The 15,427-nt window shown below is 59.6% G+C and carries 12 protein-coding genes; 7 read left to right on the top strand and 5 right to left on the bottom strand.

The annotated features are described in order from the left end of the window. Positions 1-21: 21 nt before the first annotated feature. The 3 genes from ACMGGN_RS14625 to ACMGGN_RS14615 all read left to right on the top strand — a co-directional run bounded on the left by ACMGGN_RS14625 (position 22) and on the right by ACMGGN_RS14615 (position 5,915). Positions 22-2,022, top strand: a complete 2,001-nt coding sequence (locus ACMGGN_RS14625; RefSeq protein ID WP_115275604.1) for a hypothetical protein — start codon at positions 22-24, stop codon at positions 2,020-2,022. Between the two features lie 170 nt (positions 2,023-2,192). Next, a complete protein-coding gene (locus tag ACMGGN_RS14620; RefSeq protein WP_119688510.1) occupies positions 2,193-4,385 on the top strand; it encodes an autotransporter outer membrane beta-barrel domain-containing protein in 2,193 nt (730 codons plus the stop codon). Positions 4,386-4,451: 66 nt separating this feature from the next. Next, positions 4,452-5,915: a hypothetical protein gene (locus ACMGGN_RS14615; RefSeq protein WP_196997696.1), complete on the top strand. Its 1,464-nt coding sequence runs from the start codon at positions 4,452-4,454 to the stop codon at positions 5,913-5,915. Between the two features lie 14 nt (positions 5,916-5,929). Here the strand turns inward: ACMGGN_RS14615 and ACMGGN_RS14610 are convergent, their stop codons facing one another. From ACMGGN_RS14610 to ACMGGN_RS14600, 3 genes are all read right to left on the bottom strand, one after another. Continuing rightward, the gene (locus tag ACMGGN_RS14610; RefSeq protein ID WP_414156837.1) at positions 5,930-6,667 is read right to left on the bottom strand and encodes a molecular chaperone; all 738 of its coding nucleotides are present in this window, start codon (positions 6,665-6,667) and stop codon (positions 5,930-5,932) included. 57 nt (positions 6,668-6,724) lie between these two features. Further along, a complete protein-coding gene (locus ACMGGN_RS14605) occupies positions 6,725-7,264 on the bottom strand; it encodes a fimbrial protein (RefSeq protein ID WP_115275608.1) in 540 nt (179 codons plus the stop codon). A gap of 218 nt (positions 7,265-7,482) precedes the next feature. Continuing rightward, positions 7,483-7,893: a PA2817 family protein gene (locus tag ACMGGN_RS14600; protein WP_115275609.1), complete on the bottom strand. Its 411-nt coding sequence runs from the start codon at positions 7,891-7,893 to the stop codon at positions 7,483-7,485. 211 nt (positions 7,894-8,104) lie between these two features. Here ACMGGN_RS14600 and ACMGGN_RS14595 point away from each other — a divergent pair, with 211 nt between their 5' ends. After that, complete coding sequence (locus tag ACMGGN_RS14595) at positions 8,105-9,634, top strand: hypothetical protein (protein ID WP_119688511.1); 1,530 nt, start codon at positions 8,105-8,107, stop codon at positions 9,632-9,634. 60 nt (positions 9,635-9,694) lie between these two features. On the opposite strand, the gene ACMGGN_RS14590 is transcribed toward ACMGGN_RS14595, so the two are convergent. Continuing rightward, the gene (locus ACMGGN_RS14590) at positions 9,695-12,142 is read right to left on the bottom strand and encodes an acyl-CoA dehydrogenase (protein WP_115275611.1); all 2,448 of its coding nucleotides are present in this window, start codon (positions 12,140-12,142) and stop codon (positions 9,695-9,697) included. A gap of 199 nt (positions 12,143-12,341) precedes the next feature. Here ACMGGN_RS14590 and ACMGGN_RS14585 point away from each other — a divergent pair, with 199 nt between their 5' ends. The 3 genes from ACMGGN_RS14585 to ACMGGN_RS14575 all read left to right on the top strand — a co-directional run bounded on the left by ACMGGN_RS14585 (position 12,342) and on the right by ACMGGN_RS14575 (position 14,806). Further along, complete coding sequence (locus tag ACMGGN_RS14585; RefSeq protein WP_046786572.1) at positions 12,342-12,965, top strand: glutathione S-transferase; 624 nt, start codon at positions 12,342-12,344, stop codon at positions 12,963-12,965. Positions 12,966-13,097: 132 nt separating this feature from the next. Beyond that, positions 13,098-14,030 (top strand): ABC transporter ATP-binding protein, encoded by a 933-nt coding sequence (locus ACMGGN_RS14580; RefSeq protein WP_039601023.1) that lies wholly within the window; start codon positions 13,098-13,100, stop codon positions 14,028-14,030. Continuing rightward, the gene (locus ACMGGN_RS14575; protein WP_012313417.1) at positions 14,027-14,806 is read left to right on the top strand and encodes an ABC transporter permease; all 780 of its coding nucleotides are present in this window, start codon (positions 14,027-14,029) and stop codon (positions 14,804-14,806) included. Before ACMGGN_RS14580 ends, ACMGGN_RS14575 begins: the two co-directional genes overlap by 4 nt. Here ACMGGN_RS14575 and ACMGGN_RS14570 read toward each other — a convergent pair. Further along, complete coding sequence (locus ACMGGN_RS14570) at positions 14,690-15,316, bottom strand: DUF2062 domain-containing protein (protein WP_119688512.1); 627 nt, start codon at positions 15,314-15,316, stop codon at positions 14,690-14,692. The two genes, ACMGGN_RS14575 and ACMGGN_RS14570, sit on opposite strands and share 117 nt — an antisense overlap. Positions 15,317-15,427 lie beyond the last annotated feature (111 nt).

Genomic DNA, 15,427 nt, shown 5'->3' with positions numbered 1-15,427 from the left:
CAGCGCGACAGGATAAACGTAATGAGCACGTATGAAAAAAGGACCATGACGGCCGAGCAAACCCGCCAGGCCGTGCGTCAGCAGCGGGCGCAGGCTTCTGTGTCCACTGCATTGGAAGCCCCGTTGATCGACCCGAGCCTATTGGCCGATCCCGCTGATAACACGCTGAAAAGCCAAGTGTTGCTCAGCGCTGATGGGGAACTGACAGTCAGCATCCCGGCATGGGACACGTTTGCGCCGCCCGGCTTCGGCGTTTACGACACTTTATATATTTATCATTTAAGTGAGAACGGGGGGCGGGAAGAACTAATCAATAGGGAACTTGACGAAAGTAATAGAGACGAGTTCCCCCTGCCGTATACCGTGCCCAGGGAAAGAGTTGAGGCGTGGGGTGAAGGTACACAGACATTCACTTATGAGGTTTTACCTTACAGTGGGGGCACGAGGCTTCAGGGCGGAAGGCTCGCGCTGATCTTTGACCGCATTGCGCCCAACCGAGGTAACGTCCCGCCCGCTTTTGCGCCGATTGCAGATGTCACCGACGCCAACGTGGCAGATGTTGAGCTGACGTTGGGTTCGTACCCTGATCATGCCGCCGGCGACAAGGTTGCCGTCTACTGGTTGAAGGATGTACCCGAGGACCTCACCGCGGTATTACCTGCCGTGACTGTAGATGTCGGAACGTTACCACAGCAATTGAAGGTGCCCCGAACTGCCATCGAAGCCGCAGGCGATGGTGGCCTTTACGCCCTCTATCTGCTGGTTGACAAGGCCGGCAACATCAGCCGAATCGCCCCTCCTACCGCGGTGGGTGTTGCGCTTGGGCCATTGCCTTCGGGTTTGAAGGCTCCTGAAGTGCCGCTGGCTGGCGATGGAGTGATCGACCAGGAGGATGTGTTCACGGGTGTGTCGGTGCATATCCCGGCATTCGAGCACTTCAAGCCCACAGATGAGTTACAGGTGACCTGGGGCTCCCTCGAACTGGGTTGGCAGCCGATTGGCAACGCGCCATCTTTCCCACTGGCAATCAACCTGTTGCCGCTGCAAGTGTGGGGCGAGTATGCGGCCGCAGGCAGCGGGGCGATGTCGACACCTGTCAGCTATGCACTGCGACGGGGGGCGGTGCCAGCGGGCACCGAGCGGACGGCTGTGGACGTTAACCTTGAACGTATCGGGCCGGTCGATCCAGGCCCAGACCCAACCTGGCCAGACCCGGTCAACCCGAAGTTGGACAACGTCACGGTCAAAGGTGAGGTTTCGGGCAAAAACAATGAACTGACGCCCGACGATCAGTTCAAGCCTGCGACCCTGACGTTCGTGCTCGATAGCACCTTTATCGAGGGCGATAAAATTACCTTCCATTGGGGTGGAACCCATATCACTGAAGCGGATCATGAGGTGCTGGACACCGATCCCGGTGAGCAAGTCACGGCAACGATCCCTTGGGCTTACATCGAAGCCCACAAAAACGGCGTAGTGCCGGTGCATTACAGGATCACTCGGGACGGTGTTCCCAATGCCTCAGTGTCGCCATCGACCGATGTAACCGTAACGGCCATTGTCTTGGTCCCGGACGCCCCTGAGTTTCTTGGTGGCAATACCGAGGCTCCCGTGGGCTGGCTGACCTGCCGATCATTGTATGACCCGGATGACGATAGCGGTGCCGCAGCGGCCATTCGTGTTCAGGTGCCGGACCTCGCGGCATACGGTTTAGTGACGGGTGCCAAAGTTACGATGCATTGGACGGCAGTGCATGGCTTTACCGGTGAAACGCCAATACCGGACATTGACAAGGTCGAGGAAATTACCCTGACAGCGGAAAGTTTGAATGGGTTTGTATGGCGTGTGGAGCCCTATGACACACACATACTGCCCATACCTAACTTCAATGCTGCCCTTAAAGACGGGCGCGCCCGTGTTTGGTACACCTTCGAACTGGACGGTACGACGTACACGTCCGGTACTGAGGAACGCATCATTTCAATGCATCAACTGGGAGCAGCTTGCCCACTCAAACCGTAAGCAGGCAACGCATGAAGATGGCGTCAGCCATCTTCATCTCCCGTCAGATGTCTTTTGCTCAATTGACGAATATTCCTACAGAGGTTTCGGGTAGTGCCACGTAACTTGTACGAAATTTACCCCCTAATCCGTGGGTGATTTCAGTTAATACGACGGAGACCTTTGATTCAATGGCGACTGTGCTTAAAGAACGCTCGTACCCTTCAATGCAGGCGGTGCTCATGTTACCTGTACTCTTGCTGGCTAGCCCGGTTACCGAGGCGTTGACCGTCGTGGAGGGCAAGCGAGCGATCGACGCCACCACGCCGGTCGACAGCTATCAGCTCAACCCTGGCGCCTGGCTTGAGGCGGTCGATGCATCGACCCTGCAGTTGGATATCGGTAGCGGTGCGCAGTTGCAGATGCAACGCAGTAACGTGGATGCGCAAGGCGCTGATGGCATCGCCCTGCGTGGTGGGGCGAGGGTGACCATAGCGGACAACTCGCGTGTGGTCAGTGACCGCTATGGCCTGCGTTTGGAGTCTGACGGCACTGCGGGGGCTTCGGCCACGATCAGCGACAGTCATGTTGAAGGTGCCCGCGGCGGCGCATTGGTGTCATCAGCTGCCACCTTGAGCCTGCAACGCAGCGAGTTGATCGGTACCGGGACCGCTGCGGCAGCGAACATGTTTGGCGGTGCGACACTGACGGCTCAAGACAGCCGCTTGGTAGGTGCGCAAGCTGGGGTGCGTATCTTCTCCGATGCTGCTTTGCCGGGTACAGCCACGCTGAACCTGGTGGGCTCTGATGTGCAAGGGCTGGACGGCTCGGCCATCATTGTCGGCAATCCGTTGCTCGGCCCTGCCAATGGGGTAATAAACGTGGCAGGCGGCTCCACGTTGCGCGGTAGCAACGGTACCCTGCTGGAAGTGGTGGGCCGGTCGACGGCGAGCATGACTGTCGACAACAGCCAACTTGTGGGAGATGTACGCGTCGAAGCCGGCTCCAGTGCCTCGTTGACGCTGGACAACCAGGCCAGCCTGACAGGCCGCCTGGAGAATGTGTCCGGCCTGTCCATTAACGACCAAGCGCGTTGGAACATGGTCGAAGATAGCCAGGTCGGCAGCCTGGCTCTCAATGGCGGCAGTATCAGGTTCGGTGAACCCGACCAGTATCAACGTTTGGCCTTGGGGACTCTGGCAGGCAGCGGAACGTTCATCATGGACAGTGACTTCAGTACTGGCCAGACCGACTTCCTTGATATCACCGGAACTGCCACCGGTAGCCATAGCTTGCTGGTGGGCAGCAGCGGCGCTGATCCCTCGGTTGAAAACCAGCTGCATCTGGTGCACGCCGCGGCGGGTGATGCGCAGTTTTCATTACTCAACGGGCCAGTCGACCTGGGGGCTTTTTCCTATGACCTGGTGCAGCGAGGCAACGACTGGTTCCTCGATGGCTCGCGCAAGGTCATCAGCCCTGGCACTGCTTCTGTGCTGGCTCTGTTCAACACGGCGCCGACTGTGTGGTACGGCGAGCTGACGACGTTGCGTAGCCGCATGGGCGAGTTACGCCTGGATGAGGCAAGTGCCGGTGGCTGGGTTAGAGCCTATGGCAACAAATTCAACGTGTCCGATGCATCGGGTAGCCCTTACCGGCAAGTTCAGCAGGGTTTCTCGTTGGGTGCCGATGCGCCGCTTCCGGTAGGCGATGGCCAATGGTTGATCGGGGTGATGGCGGGCCACAGCGGTTCTGATCTGGACTTGGTCCGGGGCGCCTCGGCAGAGGTCAAGAGCTACTACCTGGGGCTTTATGCAACCTGGCTCGATGCCCAGAGTGGGTACTACCTGGACGGTGTGGTGAAGCTAAACCGTTTTGACAACTCATCAAAAATCGCCTTGAGCGATGGCACGCGGACCAAGGGCGACTACGACAACCTTGGCGTGGGGGCATCCGTGGAGTTTGGTCGGCACCTGGAGCTGGGGGCTGGTTACTTCATCGAGCCCTACACGCAATGGTCGGTGGTCAATATCCAGGGCAAGGACTACCAGCTGGACAATGGCTTGCAAGCCCAAGGTGATGATACCCGTTCGCTGCTCGGCAAGGCCGGTGCCACCGTTGGGCGGACCTTCGAACTGGGCGAGGGGCGATTGCTGCAGCCGTATCTGCGCGCAGCCTATGCGCATGAGTTCGTTCAGAACAATCAGGTGAAGGTCAACAATAATCGATTCGACAACGATCTGTCGGGTTCGCGAGGCGAGCTTGGGCTAGGGGTTGCCGCGACCCTTAATGATCGCTTGCAGCTGCATGCAGACTTTGATTATGCCAATGGTGAAAAGATTGAGCAGCCTTGGGGGGCTAACGTCGGGCTGCGTTACAGCTGGTAGGTCGGTCGCAACAGGGAAGGTTCAGCCTTCCCGTTTTTGTGCACGGTAACAAACGTAAGGGGAAGCATGATGCAACGATCAGCGAGAGGCCTGCCCACCGATACGCTCCTCGAACCGCCTGTTTCGCCAGATGTTCTGCCCAATATCCCAGGAGGGCAGGACAACTTGCTGCCCGTATCGGCGCTTGCACGTCCATTGCGGATTGAAGTGCCTATGTGGGACTACTCGAACCCTTCACCCGACTACCCGGAAAAGCTTTTCCTGTATTGGGGCGCGCAGTTGGTCGAGGAGAAAACCTGGTTCGACACCATACCGCCGCAAGACCTGTACGCCGATGTCCCGGTAGCGCTATTGGCTCACGGCCAGGTGCTTGTGACCTACCGCGTCCATGGTTACAACGGAAGTCAGGTGGTGTCTGAGCCGCTGACACTGACGATCGACAAGATCGCGCCGTTGCTGGGGGGCGAGGACGGTGCCTTGATTGTTGAGGAGCAGGTCCTGGACGAGGGCGTTACGGTGAGCTACCTGGAGTCTCATGGTGATCGTTTGTTGGCCACTGTGCCGGGGTACGACAGCCCGGCAGTGGGCGATATGCTGACGTATTACTGGGACCGAGCGCCCTTTGCCAACGAGCAGGTTGCCGAGCTTGAGGTGACAGATCAGAACGTCGGGCAGCCGTTGGTACTCGAATTTCCCGGAGACATGATTCGCGAGCGTGAGGATGGTGCGCGTTATATCCATTATCGGGTACGTGATCGCGCGGGTAATGTCAGTGCACGATCGCAGCCCGTCACACTGGCGGTAACGGCCACGCCGGTGCCCAGGAGCTTGAGCCCGGTGCTGATCGCCCAGGCTGAGGGTTCAGGGCCACAACTGACGCTTGCGCTTGACGACTTTGACGCTCCCTTGTTGATCGAGGTTCCGGCCGAGGTGATGGTGTATCCCGGTGAAACGATCACTGTCGTGTGGGGGGAGCCGGGAAGCGTGGGGCACTATTCAACCCGGACCCCGTACGAGGGGCGCGACCGGCACTTTGAAATTCCGGTGCAGAAGGTTTTGGCGCAAAGCAAGCGGACCCTGCCGGTCATCTACCAAGTCGATGGTGGTGACAGTGCTCTGGACTCTGATCCGGTCAGGTTGGAGGTGAGGGCGATGACGCAAAGGCTGCCTCAGGTAAACCTGGTGGGTGCCGACAGTACAGGCTTTCACTTGGCTTCTGCGCCTGCCCATGTACCGATCAAGCTGGACACGTGGCGGATGATCGCCGAAGGGCAGCGAGTCAGCATCCAGGTGACGGGCGTATTGCAAAGTGGCAATGAGGCGCCCGCCCATGATGCACTTGTCGCACATCCGGTATCGGCTACGCAAGCCAGGCAGGGGATTGGCATGGATAACGCTGTGACGGTGCCAAAAACCTATCTGGCAAGCCTCAGGCTCAATGAACGGTTTACTGTCAGCGTTCAGGTGAGTTTCGATGAGGGCGGCAACTGGGTCCGTTTCCCCTCCATCAACCTTACGTTGCGCGCCTGAGGGTATAGGTTGGCTCACTCTGGTTTCACCGGGCTGGAGCGTTCGGCTGTAATGCCGCTGTAGTCATTGATCGTGGTGAAGTTGACCTGAAGGCCCTGGGTTGTCGGTAACCGCTTCAGCGCATACGTCTGACGGCTCAATGGCAGGGCCATGTCGTGGGCCGTAATGGTTTCACTAAACCCAGCGCCGCTGATGACCAGTCGGTTGAAAGTGAAGTGGTAGGGCGAAGGGTTGTCGACAACCAGGTGCGGTTTGCCGTCTATCAGTTGTACCGACCATGCCAGGTCCTTGAGCCGGTCTTGCGGGCGGTCTTTCAGATGGCTGGGGCGATAGAACAGCTTGATGCGCGTACGCAGGGCAATGTTCAGAATATTTTGCCGGGTATCGGCCGTCGCCTGCGGAATTTCCTGCAAGTTGAAATAGAACAGCGACTCACGGTCTTGCGGCAGGTCATTGGGTAGTGCGTTGATCTGCACTGTCTGCTCATTGCCGGGGTCCAGACGGAACAGCCCAGGCGAGGTTATGAGGGGGACAGCAGTGGTTGCATCGTCGGCTTCGGTATTGACCCAAGCCTGAGCGGCGAACGACGTTTTCGAAGGGTTTGCGACAATCACTGAGGCGCTGCGTTTGGCGCTCTCATGGACGATACGGGTATGGCTGATGGTAAGTGCCGCATAGGCAATTGGCGTGTTGGCGCCGAGCAGCAGCAGGCAACTGCACACAACAGCCAGGGGGTGACGGAAAAACAGCATGGCGTTGGACCGGGTGTAGTTGGAATCGACTCCAGGTGCAGGCACCTGGAGTGCGTGTCAAGGCAGGTTCACCACGAAAGAAACTTCCGCCTCGGCCAAGCCTTCGCTAACGGTGGCGGCAAAGGATTCATACGCCGCGTAGAACATCAAGTCTGTCGGGCGGGTTTCATACAGGTCGTATTCTTTGGATTCGGCATTGGGGTTGATCTTGGTGCGAGCCTGGTCCTTGATCACAAGACCCAGGCCCGTGGCGCCGCCGCCGCGAATACCGTAGAGGTTTGTGCCCACTACACCGTGCAATGGAGTAAAGGTGATCTTGGTTTTTGCGCCGGGTGCGATGGTGCAAGTAGCGCTAGGCGTTACGCGCAACGCAAATGCCACGTCTGGGGTAACGGTGCCGCTGGCGCTGAAGTACTTGGTGGTGAAGTTGCCGAGCGATACACGAGGGATAACGCTTCCGCCGGGGTTGACCACTTCGATCGGGCAGGTGCCGCCGCCATAGACCGTACCGTAGAAGTTGATCTGGCCGGTTTCGGGGGCTGCGAATACGTTGCTGCTGGCCATTCCCAAGGCAAGCATGAGTAAAGTCTTTTTCATTGGCAGTTCCTTGAATCCTGTTCGTATGTGGGGCAGTCCCGGAATGCTCCCAGACGGCTAAGCGCCTGTTGGGGGGAGCGGCGAACAGGTTAAAGGGGGGGGGATAAGCGGGATGTAGGAATAATTAGCAAGCCTGCATGGATTGCGGGATGGCAGCCGCCGCAAGGCGCGGCGCGTCGGCCTGTCGCGCCCCCCCCTGATGCGGCAGGGCGTATCGCTTAGTGCGCTGATCGTCGATTCGACAGGCTGAGCATTTCTTTGTGTTGATGCCAATCGAATGTTTCGCCCTGTTGTTCGGCTTCGTAGCGCATTTCTTCCAGCTGTTGATACAACTCGAGTTCTTCATCCGGCATGAAGTGCAGGCAATCGCCGCCAAAGAACCAGAGCAGGTCACGGGGTACCAGGTGGGCAATCTGCGGATAGCGCTGGATGACCTGGCAGATCAGATCCTGGCCCAGGTACTGGCTTTGCAGCGGATCGGTTGGCAGATGGGTAAGCAGCTCGTCGAAGCGTTCCAGGAACAGCACGTGGCTTTCTTCGGGAACCTGCTCGCTTTCTCCGAGCGCCACCAGAATGGTACGCAGGTGGTGCAGCAATTGCAGGTGGTGTGCCAGGTAGGATTGGGCCATGAACGTAACTCGATTGCGTAGACAGTGCTGAATCATACGCTCCCGGCCACTTCGTGTCGCGACCGAGCGCACACAGGCTATCTCCTGGCTGGAGGCTGGTTCGGCTCAAACCAGCTTCTGCAAGCGAGTGCACTGTCAACTGCAATTACTGCCAGTTGCCGCTGTACGTTCGGGATGTTCACATGAACCCATTGAAACAGGAGATATTGCAATGGCTGATGGTATACCCGACAGCGCGCAACCCCCGACCCGCGGCGATACGCTGAATACTGTTTTGGTCGACCCGCTCACACTGGTGGTCGGTGTCTTGAGTCGCCAGATCGTCAATGCGTCATGGGTTGACTACGCCCGGCGTAATTCGCGCCGCGTGAGTGAGCAGGTGCAGTACGACCGGATGGTCGAGGGCGCTATATGGCGCGTGGGCACCCTGAGCTTGGGTGCACCATGCGTTACCTACAACGAACAGCACATCACGATAACGAACACCATCGTAAAAGATTCACAGTTTGCTTTGCGCGCGGTGTTGGGGCGTGTTGGGCGACGAGTTCATGAAATGCTGGAAACATTACCGGCTTCGAGAACGGCATTCACAGTCAAGGTGCCACTTGCCAACGGCTACCTGCGTTACAAGTTGCTAGAGGGGTCGTTCCTTCGGCTGCAGTGGTCCGGTGAGGCACTGTTCGAACATACGGACGGTGACTTTAGTTGGGCAGCGCTTACCGAGCACTATAAAGAAACGGCGCGTGTCAACCTGTATGGAGTGTTGCCGCCTATCAGCCCGTTACTGCACGATGTGAAAGGCTCTTTCAAGCTTCGAGAAGCGTCATTGGACCTGACGTTGTCCAGTGGGTCGAGTGAACTTGCGCTGGGGGGGACCAACTCGCTGAGTGCCCCGGAAACGGCGGGGGATGCGGGCGTATTGTCTTTTTTGAGCGTTCTCTTTCCCGAGGTTTTACTGGGGTTGCCTCCGGTTGACAACGCTTGGCTCGCCGGTTTTTGCACACCGCCAGGATCGCTGCGTTTTACCGCCGGGCAATTGATTCCGGAGTTGCTACTGTATTGGGCAATGTACGACGCTAACAGCGTGGCTGACCAATACCGCCATCAGGCACACGTCGAACAACCGCTCGCCATTACCCCACGGCTTCGATTGGTTGGAGTCAGTGATGAGAAACAGGCATTGACGTTGGCGCCAGCCGCGGCAAATGTGCAATGGGCGTTCGAGGGTGCAGCATCAGGGCGCCTGATGAGCGAGAGGGATGAGATGTTTTATTATCCAGCCAGTGCACCTACGCCAGCATTCGCGCTTGACTCCAACAACAAGACCAAACGTGAGGTGGCACTACAATCTGGCCCGCGTACGCTTATCAGTGCAGATGTGATCAAGGCCACGGCAGGTAGTGAAACAGCCATATCCACCTTCGTTACGTTGCACACCATAGAATCCCACTACCTGAAAGCAGAACTGGTAAACAACAAAGTCAGGCTGCTGCTTTTTTATGACAGTTGGGAAGGTGAGGTGGAGGTGCGAGCCGCTGACACTCGATGGACTGTCATTAGTGGCAACGGCACAGTGTCCGCAACGGGTGTTTTTACGCCACATCCGACGGCGCCTTCACCGTTCACGGTGCTATTGGCTGAAGATACTCAAGACCAAGCCCGGTTTCATTATTGGGCCTCGATTGTAATACCCGTGCCAACACTGACTGCCGCCCGCTTCGTTGAGCTGACCAACGGTTGAATGTGGAGTATCGAAGAGCAACCCGAGGCCGGCGGCAGGCCCCGGGCGCTGACATTGACGTTAGCGAATATGCCCTTCAGCGCGCGTAAGCTGCGCTTTTTCAAAGGCATCCACATCGATGACCTGGCGGCGAGCGTGCTGCGCATCGAGCAAACGCTGGCCTTCATGCGGCTGCAGTACGCCAGCATCCACAGCCGCATCGATGGGCGACTCCCCGGGTGCTGGTCGTACGGTACCGTCCTTCACTGACTGGTGCAGCGTTCGTTGCAGTGGCGCGACCTCATCGAGCAGGTCGCTGGCGCGTTGCAACGCAGCCACAGGGTCGCCTTCGGCCTGGGGCCGGAAGCACCCTGCCAGCAATTCTTCCAGCGCTGGGTCGCCTTTGCTTCTGCCAATCAGTTCGGCCACCTGCGCATCCAGTTCGTCGCTCGGCCCGGTATGCCTGCGACCGAACGGGAATACCAGCACCCGCAGGGCGCAGCCGACGAAGCGGTTGGGGAAGTTGTCCAACAGCCGGTCCAGGGCGTTTTCAGCCTGGCCAAGGCTTTCTTCCATGGCCCAGCGCAGCAGGGGGCGCATGTGCTCGGGCGAGCCAAGGTCATGGTAGCGCTTGAGTGCAGCCGAAGACAGGTACAGGTAGCTGAGCACATCGCCGAGCCTTGCACTGAGGCGTTCGCGGCGCTTGAGTGCGCCACCGAGCAGCATCATCGACAGGTCAGCCAGCAAGGCAAAGGCCGCAGCCTGGCGGTTCAGGCTGCGAAAATATCCCTGGCTCAGGGCGTCGCCTGGCACCTTCTCCAGATGACCCAGCCCCAACCCGTGCACCAGTGTGCTCGCCGCGTTACCTGCGGCGAACATGATGTGCTTCATCAGCAGTTCGTCGAACTCCTTCAGGGCCTGGCCGTGGTCCTCGCGGCCTGCCAGGGCCATTTCCTCGAGCACGAACGGGTGACAGCGGATGGCACCCTGCCCAAAGATCATCAGGTTGCGCGAGAGAATGTTCGCGCCTTCGACCGTGATGAAAATCGGCGCCCCTTGCCAGTTGCGCCCCAGGTAGTTGTTCGGGCCCATGATGATGCCCTTGCCGCCATGCACGTCCATGGCGTGCTGAATGCATTCGCGGCCCCGTTCGGTCAGGTGGTACTTGAGGATCGCCGACAGCACCGAAGGCTTTTCGCCCAGGTCCACGGCCTTGGCGGTCAGCAGGCGGGCGCTGTCCATCAGCCAGGCGTTGCCGCCGATGCGCGCCAATGATTCCTGGATGCCTTCGAAAGCCGCCAGTGGCACGTTGAACTGCTCGCGGATGTTGGCGTACTGGCCGGTGACCAGGCTGGTGTATTTGGCAGCACCTGTGCCCACAGCAGGGAGGGAGATGGAGCGGCCCACCGACAGGCAGTTCATCAGCATCATCCAGCCCTTGCCAAGCATGGCCTGGCCGCCGATGAGAAATTCAAGCGGGATGAACACGTCCTTGCCGCTGTTGGGGCCGTTCATGAAGGCCGCGCCCAGTGGCAGGTGGCGTTTGCCGATTTCCACACCGGGGGTGTCGGTGGGTATCAGCGCCAGGCTGATGCCCAGCTCTTCTTCTTCGCCCAGCAGGTGATCCGGGTCGTAGGCCTTGAAGGCCAGGCCGAGCAGGGTGGCGACCGGGCCGAGGGTGATGTAGCGCTTTTCCCAGTTCAGGCGCAGGCCGATGACCTCCTCACCTTGCCATTGGCCTTTGCAGATGACACCGGTATCCGGCATTGCGCCTGCATCGGAGCCGGCCAGGGGGCCAGTGAGCGCGAAGCACGGAATGTCGTCGCCCCGGGCCAGGCGTGGCAGGTAGTGGTTGCGTTGCTCGTCGGTGCCGTAGTGCAGCAACAGCTCAGCCGGGCCGAGGGAATTGGGTACCATCACCGTGGAGGCTAGGTCACCACTGCGCGTGGCGAGCTTCATGGCGACCTGAGAATGAGCGTAAGCGGAGAAACCTTTGCCGCCGTATTCCTTGGGAATGATCAGGGCAAAGAAACCCTGCGATTTGATATGGGCCCAAGCCTCGGGCGGCAGGTCGAGATCCTGACCGATTTGCCAGTCGCTGACCATCGCGCACAGCGCCTCGGTCGGGCCATCGATGAAGGCCTGTTCTTCTTCGGTAAGTGTTGGCGCAGGGTAGTCGAGCAGCGTGCGCCAGTCGGGGCGGCCGCTGAACAACTCGCCGTCCCACCATACGGTGCCGGCGTCGATGGCTTCGCGTTCGGTCTGCGACATGGGCGGCAGGGTGCGCTGGAACCACTTGAACACAGGGCCGGTGAATACCTTGCGCCTCCACTCGGGTAGTAACAGCAGGGCAGCCTTGGCGGCCAGAACCAGCCAGATCAACGCCAGCAGCCAGCCGGGCGCCGAGCTGAAGATGCCCATCAGCAAGGTATAGCCGGCAACGATGGCGAGTATCTGCAGCGGTGGCAGACGCCGGTGGGTGAGGTACGCCGTGCCGATCACCAGGACCAGCAACCACAACAGCAACATAATCCTTCCTCCTTGGAACCAGGGGCTTGGGCCGTCTCACAGAGCTTAGACGCAACACAGTGAACGGCAGTATCAGAACAGTGACAGGGTGTGGCTGTGGGAGTTTCAGCTCATTGTTCGTCTATATCGACCCACTCGCCGATGCAGGCGACAGAGGCCTGGAGTAGACTCACCCCTTCGCATTCATAAGGACGTCGTCATGCTGAAGATCTGGGGTCGCAAGAATTCGAGCAATGTGCGCAAGGCGCTGTGGATCGCCCACGAGCTGGGCCTGGATTTCGAATCCATCGACGCCGGCGGCGCCTTCGGGGTCGTCAACGAGCCGCACTACCGCACCCGCAACCCCAATGGCCTGGTGCCCATGCTCGAAGACGGCGACCTTACCCTGTGGGAGTCCAACACCATCGTGCGCTACCTGTGCGCCGAGTACGGCGCAGAGCAGGGCTGGTACCTGAAAGACCCGCGCCAGCGCGCCTTGGCGGACAAGTGGATGGACTGGACCACCTCGTCCTTTGCAGGGGCGTTCCGCCCGTTGTTCTGGGGCCTGCTGCGCACCCCCGAAGACCAGCGCGACTGGGTCGCGATCAATGCCGCGCACAAACAGTGCGCGCAGTTGCTGTCGATCGCCGATGAAACCCTGGCGCACCAACCGTACCTTTCCGGTGACCAGATCGGCATGGGCGACATCCCACTGGGGAGCTTCGTGTACGCCTGGTTCGAAATGCCCATCGAGCGCCCGGCCATGCCCCACCTGCAAGCCTGGTACGAGCGGCTGAAGCAACGCCCGGCCTACCAGGCGGCGGTGATGACGGCACTGACCTGAACCTGCTTCGATAGTCACTATCAATACACATGACTGTACTTGTGCGGCCAGGCCTTGCACCATGGCCGCACTCACTGCGCCAGTGACTTGCCCTGGCGTGTCCTGACCTTTTCACTCGGTACGTGACCCGCTATGAGTTCTGCCCTGTCCATCCGACAGCTGACCAAAACCTACGGCAACGGCTTCCAGGCCCTCAAAGGCATCGATCTGGACGTCGCCGAAGGTGACTTCTTCGCCCTGCTGGGCCCCAATGGCGCCGGCAAATCCACCACCATCGGCATCCTCTCGACCCTGGTCAACAAGACCAGCGGCACGGTGAACGTGTTTGGCCATGACCTGGATCGCGAACCCTCGGCGCTCAAGCGCTGCCTGGGCGTGGTGCCCCAGGAGTTCAACTTCAACCAGTTCGAGAAAACCTTCGACATCGTCGTGACCCAGGCCGGCTATTACGGCATCCCGCCGAAACTGGCCAAGGAGCGCGCCGAGCAATACCTGACCCAGCTGGGGCTGTGGGACAAGCGTGACGTGCAGTCGCGTTCGTTGTCCGGTGGCATGAAGCGCCGCTTGATGATCGCCCGGGCGTTGATCCACGAACCGCGCCTGCTGATCCTCGATGAGCCGACAGCGGGGGTGGACATCGAGCTGCGCCGTTCGATGTGGAGCTTTCTCACCGAGCTCAACCAGAAGGGCATCACCATCATCCTGACCACGCATTACCTGGAGGAGGCCGAGCAGTTGTGCCGCAACATCGGCATCATCGACCACGGCACGATTGTCGAGAACACCAGCATGCGCAAGCTGCTGGGCAAGCTGCATGTCGAGACCTTCGTCCTCGACCTCAGGCAGGACCTGGCCCAGGCGCCCACGCTGCAGGGCTACCCATGCCGCCTGCTGACACCCCACACCCTTGAGGTGCAAGTGGACAAGGACATCGGCATTACCGCGCTGTTCGGCCAGTTGGCCCTGCAGAACATCGAAGTGCAGAGCCTGCGCAACAAAACCAACCGTCTCGAGGAGCTGTTCGTGTCCCTGGTTGAAAAGAACCTGTCGAAGGTGGCCGTATGAGTGTGGAACTGCGCACCAACTGGGTCGCCCTGAACACCATCGTCTACCGCGAAGTGCGGCGCTTCCTGCGTATCTGGCCGCAGACCTTGCTGCCGCCGGCCATCACCATGGTCCTGTACTTCGTCATCTTCGGTAACCTGATCGGCCGGCAGATCGGCGACATGGGCGGCTTCACCTACATGGAGTACATCGTTCCCGGGCTGATCATGATGTCGGTGATCACCAACTCCTACGGCAACGTGGTGTCGAGCTTTTTCGGCAGCAAGTTCCAGCGCTCGATCGAAGAGTTGATGGTGTCGCCGGTATCGCCACACATCATTCTGGTCGGCTACGTGCTGGGCGGGGTGCTGCGAGGCCTGGCAGTGGGGGTGATCGTGACCATCCTGTCGCTGTTCTTCACCCACCTGCAGGTCCATCACCTGGGCGTGACGGTGGTCGTGGTGTTGCTGACGGCGACCATTTTTTCGCTGCTTGGCTTCGTCAACGCCGTGTTTGCACGCAACTTTGACGATATCTCGATCATCCCGACGTTCGTGCTGACGCCGCTGACCTACCTGGGTGGGGTGTTCTATTCGATCAACCTGCTGCCGCCGTTCTGGCAGACCGTGTCGCTGGCCAACCCGGTGCTGCACATGGTCAACTCGTTCCGCTACGGCATCCTAGGGGTGTCGGATATCAGCATTGGTACGGCGATCACCTTCATGCTGGTCGCCACCGCAGTGCTCTACGCGCTGTGCGTCCGCCTGCTGGTCAGTGGCCGCGGCATGCGCGCCTGAGACCCTGTGCTTGCGCCGGCGCCATTGCCGGCCAATCCACCAGCGCCAGTACAGAAGGGTGGTGAACCAGGCGATGATGCCCAGCACCACACCGCACACTACCGAGCCCAGCAGGAACGGCTGCCAGAGCGTTGCCAGCTGGCCGGTGATCCATTCGAAGGTAAGGTCTTCGGGCAGGCTGCGCGGCGGCGTGCCCAGCAACCAGGCGCCGGTCATGTAGGTGACGAAGAACACGGGCGGCATGGTCAGCGGGTTGGTCAGCCACACCAGGCTGACGGCGATCGGCAGGTTGCCACGCACCGGTATCGCCAGCGCTGCCGCCAGCAGCATCTGCATGGGGACGGGAATCAACGCCGCGAACAGGCCCACACCCATGGCCCGGGCCACCGAGTGGCGGTTCAGGTGCCAGAGATTCGGGTCGTGCAGCAACTTGCCGAAAAAGCGTAAGGACTTGTGTTCCCGAATGCTGGTCGGGTCCGGCATGTAGCGTTTGAAAAGGCGGCGCGGCATGTAGGCTCCCCGAGCGGTCATCGGGGAAGTATGCCTTGATTCCATCTCAGCCTCGTTCAGAGTTTGTGACAATTGTTGAGCGAGCCTTGGCGTCATTTCGTCTATGCCTGA

It is taken from the genome of Pseudomonas sp. BNK-30, from assembly GCF_047456185.1.
GTDB lineage: Bacteria > Pseudomonadota > Gammaproteobacteria > Pseudomonadales > Pseudomonadaceae > Aquipseudomonas > Aquipseudomonas putida_E.
Note: the sequence above shows the minus strand (reverse complement) of the source record. Positions and strands in the feature narration are given on the sequence as shown.